This is a genomic window from Mesorhizobium waitakense, from assembly GCF_056431085.1.
Window position 1 is genome coordinate 1 of sequence record NZ_JBWKME010000140.1, and the last position, 9,510, is coordinate 9,510.

At 59.3% G+C, this 9,510-nt stretch carries 7 protein-coding genes and 2 pseudogenes; 6 read left to right on the forward strand and 3 right to left on the reverse strand.

Translation table 11 applies throughout. The features are described 5' to 3' along the window. Positions 1-49: 49 nt before the first annotated feature. Positions 50-862: a 3'-5' exonuclease gene (locus AC07FD_RS27580; RefSeq protein ID WP_478352410.1), complete on the reverse strand. Its 813-nt coding sequence runs from the start codon at positions 860-862 to the stop codon at positions 50-52. 236 nt (positions 863-1,098) lie between these two features. Between AC07FD_RS27580 and AC07FD_RS27585 the strand changes: the two are divergent. After that, positions 1,099-1,527 (forward strand): annotated as a pseudogene (locus AC07FD_RS27585) (adenylate/guanylate cyclase domain-containing protein); the annotation flags it as partial. A gap of 346 nt (positions 1,528-1,873) precedes the next feature. Further along, on the forward strand, positions 1,874-2,056 hold the full coding sequence (locus AC07FD_RS27590) for a hypothetical protein (protein ID WP_478352411.1): 183 nt from the start codon (positions 1,874-1,876) through the stop codon (positions 2,054-2,056). 559 nt (positions 2,057-2,615) lie between these two features. On the opposite strand, the pseudogene AC07FD_RS27595 reads toward AC07FD_RS27590, so the two are convergent. Beyond that, positions 2,616-2,786: pseudogene (locus AC07FD_RS27595) on the reverse strand (transposase); the annotation flags it as partial. 84 nt (positions 2,787-2,870) lie between these two features. Here AC07FD_RS27595 and AC07FD_RS27600 point away from each other — a divergent pair. Both AC07FD_RS27600 and AC07FD_RS27605 read left to right on the forward strand, forming a co-directional pair. Beyond that, a complete protein-coding gene (locus AC07FD_RS27600) occupies positions 2,871-3,293 on the forward strand; it encodes a hypothetical protein (protein WP_478352412.1) in 423 nt (140 codons plus the stop codon). Between the two features lie 91 nt (positions 3,294-3,384). Beyond that, positions 3,385-3,828 (forward strand): SGNH/GDSL hydrolase family protein, encoded by a 444-nt coding sequence (locus tag AC07FD_RS27605; protein ID WP_478352413.1) that lies wholly within the window; start codon positions 3,385-3,387, stop codon positions 3,826-3,828. 860 nt (positions 3,829-4,688) lie between these two features. Here the strand turns inward: AC07FD_RS27605 and AC07FD_RS27610 are convergent. Next, positions 4,689-5,855: a sulfite oxidase gene (locus AC07FD_RS27610; protein WP_478352414.1), complete on the reverse strand. Its 1,167-nt coding sequence runs from the start codon at positions 5,853-5,855 to the stop codon at positions 4,689-4,691. A 1,105-nt stretch (positions 5,856-6,960) separates the two neighbouring features. On the opposite strand from AC07FD_RS27610, the gene AC07FD_RS27615 reads away from it, so the two are divergent. Together AC07FD_RS27615 and AC07FD_RS27620 are read left to right on the forward strand one after the other, a co-directional pair. Then, entirely contained in the window at positions 6,961-8,193 is a 1,233-nt protein-coding gene (locus tag AC07FD_RS27615) for a septal ring lytic transglycosylase RlpA family protein (protein ID WP_478352415.1), read from the forward strand. 103 nt (positions 8,194-8,296) lie between these two features. Then, positions 8,297-9,463: a D-alanyl-D-alanine carboxypeptidase family protein gene (locus AC07FD_RS27620; RefSeq protein ID WP_478352416.1), complete on the forward strand. Its 1,167-nt coding sequence runs from the start codon at positions 8,297-8,299 to the stop codon at positions 9,461-9,463. Positions 9,464-9,510: the final 47 nt, after the last annotated feature.

The following is a 9,510-nucleotide window of genomic DNA, read 5'->3' on the forward strand; positions in this document are numbered from 1 at the left end:
GTCCGTCAGCACGAATCGTTCCATCCAAAGCTTGAATCACAATCCAATCTCAGGCGGAATCCTGAATCTCAACAAGCCTTAGGCCATCCGACTTGGCGAGATAAAGCATCAAAGTACCAAGGGATGACAAATCTTTGACAAGACCCGCGAGCAAGGGGTTGAGCGCAGGTTTCGCGATTCCCTTTGATCTTTTGGATCGTCGAGGGAGACGGCCTTCTGGCCGGGGTGGAGGCGCCTTGAAGTTTGACAGCGGCATTGCCGGGACGCCGTTAGTCGCGCGAGGCAGTCCGTTGAGCCAACAGTAGACCTGCATCGCCATCCAGGCGTCTTCAAACGCGCCGTGGATTCGGCCAGCCCGAGCAAGACCCATTTGTGAAAGAATTGCATTTAAACCGGACCGGCCACCAATTTGCTCACGGTAGCTTCGCATCGTGCAGAAATAGTCGAGCTCCGGAAGCGGCATTCCAGCGAGGTCGAATTCCTGCTCGATGAAACGCCGATCAAATTCGACATTGTGAGCGATGACGCAAGGAGAACCCGAAAAAAGCTTGCTTAATGCGTGTGCGTGGACGTTGAACGTATCTTGATGACGAAGTGTCCAATCGTCATACCCGTGAACTGCTTCGGCGCGCGGATGGCTCTTCTTACCTGGATCGAAGATCAGATGGGCCGCCTGGACGGAATAGGTCTCGGCAACAATACTCTGGGAGTCAACAGCGATCAGGCCAAGGCTCACCACGCGATCGGAGCTAAAAAAGCCCGTCGTTTCGACGTCAACGAAAAGCAGACGGTTTGGCAGTTGCATTTGTCCCCCGACAAGAGCATCGCGCAGCATAGCCTTAGACGCAAGCTGGTAGGTCACACGCGGTGGCGGCTGCTTTCCTGAATGGCGGCTCTGCGCCGCATGACAGTCATTCCCACGGCCCCATCCATTCACCAAAAGTGGACATCTCTAACGGACAGGGCACAGGCAAGTTGTGTACCCGACATTTATCTCGAACGACTGGAGTCGATCCTACGCGAACCATCCGACCAATGGCTCGGAGCTATCTTCCTTTGGCTCGGCAGTAGTGCCAGACTGGATGGAGGGAGCACGACATGGGTGAGACCCGCAAAATTGCAGCGATACTGGTCTCGGATGTGGTCGGCTACAGCCGGCTAGCCGGCGCTGATGAAGATCGCATCTTGGCACGGCTGCGGGCGCTGCGCAGCGATCTCATCGATCCCACCATCGCCGTTCATCGTGGTCGCGTCGTCAAGCGCACAGGTGACGGGAGCCTCGTCGAGTTCAGCAGCGTGGTAGAAGCAGTGCGATGCGCGATCGAAGTGCAGAACGCCATGCTTGAGCGCAATGCCGGGGTGCCGGATGATCGCCGCATCGAGTTCCGGATCGGCATTCACTTGGGCGACGTCGTGCAAGAACGCGATGGCGACCTGATGGGCGATGGCGTCAATATCGCCGCGCGCCTGGAAGGCATCTGCGAACCTGGCAATATCTGTCTTTCCGAGCAAGCCTATTGGCAGGTTTCCGACGCCTCTCCGAGTAGAGGCGTTTCAGCACACCGACCGCCGCAAGAAGTGGATCGTGTCGGCGGGCCGAGCGGAACGTCAACGCCTGCAGGAACGCACCCGCTATCTGGCTGATGACCAGTCTCAACGTCGGTCCCTTGGCTGCGTCTCCTTCAATACGGTGGCGCTTATCGTCGCAAATTCGCGTCGGGTTCGGCAGGTATGACCTTTGGCCATTCCACCTGTCCGATCTTGCGGACGCTGTTAGGTGGAATCGAAATTGCGATGTCGGCGAAAGCCGGGTCACCCCTCGCCGCCGAACATCTCTCCGGTATCGCGACGGTCCGAGCTCATCGACACTTCCGTGCGTTCGTTCTTCATCAGTTTGGCTGAGGCCGTCGCGATCGTGCTGGCGGTGCTGTGGCTCGCCATGGGCTGGCCCATGGGGGTCGTCATCGGTTCCAGCATCATCCTGACCATCCTTGGCACCTTCGTCGTCATGGCAAGCGTCGGCATCGATCTGCAACGCATGTCGCTTGGCGCTTAGGTGATCGCGCTCGGAGCAGGCGCGAGAGCACAACGGACGGGCAGGAAGAAGCCAGGCCAACTTCAGAGAGGACGCCGCATCATGCTATCGTGTTGACCGCCCGGATTGCCGCAGGCCCATACCGCGCGAGCGGTTTAGTCCTTCGACCCAAAGCGGACATGAGCACGCTTCTCCCACATGCTTCGATTGACGCTCCTGGCGCCTGACTTGGTCGAAGCCATTCTCGATGGGCGCCAGCCTCGGACGATGCAGCTACAGCCGCTGGTGCGTGGGTTTCCGGTCGAGTGGGAGATGGACCGGTGCAGGGAAGTGTGATGGATCACATCTATTGACTTAGCCACACTACGACAGCTTCGCGCCTCATTTCGGACGTTCCAACAGAGCCATCCCGTTGCCAAAAGCAGACTTCACCGCAATTGATTCACAACGCGACAACCTAGACACGACCAAGACTGTGTCCAGCCACCCGACAGCGACGCTGACGGCCGTGCCTGCGGCCGTGGCCCGCATCCCACCTCTCCGCTCTGCGCAATTGTCTGCTTCGGATGCGGTTTGCCGCACTGGTGGCGGCACGCGCGGTGTCGCCTGCCAGCCGCTTCTTGCCGGCTTCGAGGAATTCCTTCGACCTATTGTAGTAGAGGCTCTCGGCGATCCCTTCGCGCCGGCACAGCGCCGCAATCGACTTCTCACCGCGCAAACCATCCAGCACTATGCGGATCTTCTCCTCGGCGCCATCGGGAAGAGCCTTGCAAATGCATTTCTGCTAATATGAAGCGTCCCGCACATTCACGCGTGACGAAAATGGGAGGATGCGATGGATAAGTTGAATCGCAGATCTGCAATTGCTCTCGGTGTAACGGCCGCTGCCGTAACGCCATTGTTCGCCTTGGCGGCATCTGCAAAAACCAAGGAATATGGCCCGAAGGATGGCAAGGAGATTGCCCCCGGCGTCAGGGTGGTGGAGGTCGGCACCGGGAACGCCGACATTGCCGCCTACAAGAGCATCGCAATTGTCGATGTGGTATTTCAGCCCGGTGCACACGCTCCGGCAATGATGATGGACAACGATATGGTGTGCACAATCGCTGCGGGCGAATTCACCATCAAAAAGGTGGACAAGGAATTCAAGCTCAAGGAAGGCGACATGTATACGTGCGCCAAGGGCAAGACCGACGAAGCGACAAATACAAGTGCCGTAGTCGGCGTGCATCGCATCGCCGTTCTGATACCTGCCTAGGAGATGCAGGGGCCCCGCCGCCGGTGACACACACCGCAGCGGGCGCCTTACGCCAAGGATAGCCCCCGAATGGTCCCGCTGGAGGTAGACCATGACGATAGTGCGTGACGTTGCGTTTGTGGTTGCCACACTTTCCGCAATGTTGGTGTTAGCCGGCAACGCGGACGCCGAGGATGCACCTCCGACAATCGTCACCCTCGGCGACAGCTACATCAACAGCTATGGAGTAGCAGCCACTGAGACCTTTGCGACCAGGCTAAAGGCTGGGCTGAACGCCGCCGGGCACCCAGTGACAATTGTCGAGGTGGGGTACAGGGATACCAGCGAACGGGGTCTCGCTTGGCTGGCGGAATCCAAGGACGGCCTTGACCTGCAGGCGAGCCCTGCAAACCACGTTGTCATCGTTGAATTGGGTCAGAACGATTGCGCTCGTATCGACCTGGAGGACACGAGAGCGAACTCGCCCAGAAGCGCGTTCCAGTGCTTGTGGTTGGAACCGCAGCCTATGGCTATTGCTCGTCTAGGCTCGGGCTGATTATGCCGAGCTGTTTTCAAAGATGTTCTCCGAGCTAGCGACCAAGCATGGAGACTTGCTCTACGCCGACTTCAAGGAGGGCGTGACTGGGCATCCGGAGTTGCTGCAAGCGGACCACGACCACCCGAATGCAGCGGGGGATGCGATCATCGTTAGAAACATGCTCCCTGTGGTTGAGGCGCTACTGGCGCAGGTGCAACCACGTTAAAGACCCATCTGAACGAACGGCGGCTACGACGAGGCGCAATAATCACAATGCTCCGGCCATGTGTAGATTGACCATTGCTCTTGCCTTCGTGCTCACCTGTGGCCCCGTGTCCGCAGCAGAGCATTGGTTTGCTCATGACGGCGACACGCTGTGGCATGACAAGAAACGAGTTCAGTTGCTCGGTATCGATGCCCCCGAACTTTCGCAGGCGTGTTTTGATGCCGCTGACAAGATCTGGCCCTGCGGCAGGTATGCGCGTGACCACAGCGGGTCGAGCATAGCGGAGGTCCCGCCAAACCCTCGGCGAGACATTTAAGTGCGAACTCAAGGAGACCCAGCCTATATCGTCCATCAGGAAAATAGGCTGTCTGTGGGCGACGGCGACAGTGCCGCGACCAAGGGCATAAGCCATTGGCGCGCTTTCCGTGAAGACCGTTGCGTCGCTGGGCTATTCCTTGCCTTGCGGCGTGAGGGAACAAAGGAAGCACGACGCGGTCCGCTTCCGGCCACAATGCTGCCGGGCCGCAATCCGCCTCATTTCGGACGTTCGTGCGCTGCCGCTTGCTCGACAGCAATGACGAAATGACCTCATGTTCGGCATGAGGTCAAATCGATCCTCCCGTGAGGTGGTACGGCCGGCTGGTAGACCTTCTCAAGCAATGCCGATGCGGCGCGTAACCTGGCCGTTGCTTTCCCAGTAAGTATGTTTCTTGGTAATCCAGGGATCATCCATGGCAGGCTGGATTTGTCCCGCCATGTCAGTGGCGCGCGAGGTGACCGTGTGCTCGCCCTTTGATGGGTCTTTCCAGTCGAGATACCACACCTTCCAAGCGAATTCAGCTTCTTCACCATGGTCGATCGTCGCTTCAAGCCATGGGCCATCATCAACCTTCACTTCGACCTTGGCGATTGGAGCGCCCCAGGCCGCACCGTTGATCCGGTATCCGGCATCGCTACGCGTCACTCTGGCAGGCGCGGACTTCAGCAATGCACGGCCGACCGAGGTCTCGGCCCACACGGTCTCACCATTGTGCTCTTCCTCGCGGATGGTGACGTAGTCTCGTCCCATCAACAGACTCATGAAGCGCGTGTTGCGTATCTCAATCCGCTTGACCCACTTGACGTTGGCAATGCCATACCACCCCGGCGCGATGAGCCGCACGGGGGAACCGTTGGGTGGTGGCAGGGCGGCCCCATTCATCTCGTAGCAGAGGATGTTATTGGGGCTCATCGCATCGGCGAGCGACATGCTGCGGGCGAAATTTTGATGCATCTTGACGTCGCGATTATCGTCCTTGAGAGCGATGTCGCCGACATCAGTGCCCCAAAAAACAACTTCGATGCCGTTTTCTTTCACGCCTGCCTCTTCAAGAATGGCGGCGAGAGGTGTGCCAGCCCACTGAGCGTTGCCAATGCCGCCGGTAAAAAAGGGAAAACCGTGATTACCCGAACATTCCACCGTGAAAGCCACCTCCTGGCGCGGCCGTGCCTTGAGGTCGGCAAGCGACAGGCTCAGAGGCTTCTTCACTAACCCATCGATTTCCAGCTTCCAGGCATTCGCATCAATGGTTGGCCGATCAAAATGAGCAATGCTGAAGAACTTCTCATTAGGTGTCACCCATGTATCCATATCCTCCCAGACAAGCTGGCTCTGGATGACCGCCGGAACGGGATTGGGCTGCGGCTGGTCAAGCCACGGGATCACGGTCTCACCCGCCCGGCTTGGAAAGGCCTGGGCAAACTGTGAATTGAAGACCGTCAGTGCGGCTACGGCCGCGCTGCCTTGAACGATGAATTCGCGGCGTGCAAGATAATGCATGATGGTTCCTCCTCCAGTGTGAAAAGCTGATTTGTCCTCCAGACATAAAAGTAACAGCGGCCGGAATCGCACAAAGGAGAGGCCGGCCGAGGCGGGCAATCTTGAGAGCGCTCGGAACGAGGCGAGTTAGAAGCGCGCCATGTGTTAAGGCGGAGTCTCCCGCTCTCAGTCGCTGGCTCCATCAGGTCCCAGCCAGCGGTCTGCAAATTACGCCTTATGTGCGTTCGTGGCGAGGGAAAACATGAGGATTCGCTAATGAACGAACGATAGTTACAATCAAGAGCGAAATAGGCCTATCCGCCGATAGCGGTCTTCCCGTTCGGTGAGATCAGCGCTTGTTTGTTGTTAACTTCCTGACCGGGAAGACGGCCGACGGTATCTGAGCACCAGCTATTCTGGAGAGCATGCCTTTCGGCTACCGAAAGTAACTTAAAACTGCCTATAGCTTCCGAGCCTCCATGTCCTTGAAATTGCTGATATCGATAGCTGGGGGTTAAAACGGCATACTCCCCAGCTTTGGAGAATGTGGGCCAATTCGGAGAACAACTCGCACTTCGTCGGCGAGTGCCAATCCCCAGCTTTCAGCTGCAACCCGCGCCAGCGCTGGGCCGCAGCCACGCGGTGTCCGCGATAGAGAATTGTTTGCGTTTGAGGACTGGTGGAGGAAGTGGGATTCGAACCCACGGTGAGCTCGCACCCACGCCGGTTTTCAAGACCGGTGCCTTAAGCCGCTCGGCCATTCCTGCAGCAATCTCGGCCCACTGCTCTAGTGGCCCGGCAAAGACCTGTCGACCGGCACGTGTCGTACAATCGGCCGGTGACGATACAGGGCAGGGGAGGAACCGGGCTTGATGGGCCTTTTCGGCGATCGAGCAAGAATGCCGACCGCATGCGCGTTCCGTCCAAGCTGCCGGCTGGCCGAAAAGGCACCGTGCCACAATATTGCCCGATTCCGGCCATAATCGATTAATACCGTGATAAACAATTCCTGCGCACAAAGGATCGGGGTTCACGGCGTCGTTGGTATTGTCGAGTGAGTGCTTTGGCTCCTCTGGCGGTTAGATGGCGGCGTCTTTCATTGAGACTGTAGGGGACATCTGAAAAAATGCAGGCTGTGACGCACCCGCGTCTTCGTCGCGCTGCTACAGTCGCGTTGTTGGCGGTATCGGCTGCCTTGCTGGCGGCTTGCGCATCGCCTGAACCCAAAGCGATGGTCTACAAAAAGACCCGCTCCAAGGAATATTTCTCCGAATCCGAATATGGCGTGAAGGCAAGCCCACGTGTGGCCTTCCGGGGCGGGCGGCTGCAGCGTGGCGGCGGCCGGGACCAGCTCGGCAAGCCCTATCAGGTCCGGGGCAGGTGGTATTACCCCAAGGAAGACAAGCACTACGCCAAGGTCGGTCTGGCCTCCTGGTATGGCGATGCCTTCCACGGCCGGCTTACCGCCAATGGCGAAGTCTACGACATGACACACCTGACGGCGGCGCATCCGACCATGCCGCTGCCAAGCTATGCCCGTGTCACCAATCTCAAGACCGGCAGCTCGGTCATCGTTCGCGTCAACGATCGCGGCCCCTATCACGAAGGCCGCATCATCGATGTGTCGGAGCGCGCCGCCCAAATGCTTGATTATGCCAATATCGGCACCGCTCAGGTGAAGGTCGAGTATGTCGGCCGCGCACCGCTCGACGGCGATGACGACCAGTATCTGATGGCCTCCTACCATCCCGGCAACAGGGCGCCGGACCCGTCGGATGGACTGCCGACCGGCGTCATGGTCGCCATGAACGGACCGTCGCCGAGCCTTCCCGTTGGTGCCGCCGCCGTACCGTTTCCTGGCCAGTTGACCGATTCGGGGACGGCCCAGGCGGTCACGCCGGCGCAGTCGCCGGCGTATGGCGACCTGGCATTGCCGGATTTCGGCCCGATCGTGCCGGAACGCCCGGAGATCAACCTGCCGCCGCAATCGCCGTTTGCCGTGGCCTCGCTCTCCTATGCGGACGAGCGCGTAGAGCGCGCCTCCAACGCCTTCGCCGCACTGGGTGGCGGCGACGGCATGTTACCGGCCGACCTGCTTCAGTCGTGGAAGCGTCAGTCGCCGTCCGCCGGTTCGCCCACCGACTATGTCGCGGCGGGTTCGTTCGAGGATGCGGCGGAGGCCAAGCGCGTTGCCGCCCAGCTTGCCGCATTCGGCAAGATCGAGATCCAGCGTTCAGAACTCGACGGCGAGGATTGGTATTCGGTCAATCTCTATCCCGATGGCCACCGCAATCTGGATGATCTGCTGCAGGCAGCCTGGGCGCATGGCGCGCCGGATGCGCTGGCTGTGCGCAACTGAGCGCAAGCAAGGTCGGATTTCCACTGCGCGGTTGATCCGCCACGGAAAAAGCCTGATACTTTTCGCGGGCTTGCCGGACGTGCCGGCCAACGGGTCGAATTTCATGCAATTTCGCTTGCTCCAGCCTTTCGCCGGGCTTCTGTTTTTTTGCCTGCTATTGCTTTCCCTGGCTCCAGCCAGTGCGCAGCTTTTCGAGACCAAGGCCGCGCAGGTCTTCATGATCGATGCCGAGACCGGGACGGTGCTGTTTTCGAAAGATGCCGACAAGCCGATACCGCCGGCTTCGATGGCCAAGCTGATGACCATGGAAGTGGTTTTCAACGCCATAAAGTCCGGACGCCTGAAGCTCGACGATACGTTCGTGGTCAGCGAAAACGCCTGGCGCAAGGGTGGTGCGCCTTCGGGAACTTCGACGATGTTTGCCAAGCTCAAATCGTCGATCCGGCTCGAGGATCTCATTCAGGGCGTAACGGTGCAGGCGGCCAATGACGGCTGTATTGTCATTGCCGAAGGCATGGCCGGCTCGGAGGACAATTTTGCTGCGCAGATGACCGAGCGCGCCCGCCAGATCGGGCTCAAGACATCGACCTTCGTCAATTCGACCGGCCTGCCGGCGGACGGCCAGCAGACGACGGTGCGGGAGTTGGCGCTGCTGGCCGTGCATCTGTGGCGCGATTATCCGGATTTCTATCACTACTACGGCCAGAAGGATTTTACCTGGAACAAGATCTCGCAGCGGAACCGCAATCCGCTTCTGGCAATGGACATCGGCGCCGACGGCCTGGCGGTCGGCGCGAGCGAGACGTCAGGCTTCGGCATCGTCGGTTCGGTCAACCACAACGGCACGCGGGTTATCGCGGCGATGAGCGGACTGGCCAGCGACAAGGAGCGTGCCGAAGAGGCGCGAAAACTGCTCGACTGGGGTGTTCGCTCTTTCGAGAAGACCGAAATCTTCGCCAAGGACGAGGTGGTCGGCGAAGCCCAGGTTTTTGGCGGCGCGAAATCCGGGGTGACGCTGAAGGCCAAGGGTCCGATCGCCATCTTCCTGCCGATCACCAACCGCGACAAGCTGACGGCCAAGATCGTCTACACAGGCCCGGTTGCCGCTCCGGTGGAGGAAGGGCAACCGGTGGGCGCGCTGCGCGTCTGGATCGGCGACACGCTCAGCCAGGAAACGCCGCTTTTCGCCGCCGAGTCGATCGGCGTCGGCACGTTGCCGCAGCGCGCGCTCGATGCCGTCAAGGAACTGGCGATCGGCTGGCTGCGCTAGGCTGAATCGACATTCATCGCATCCATAGCATGGCGCAAGCGATTTGA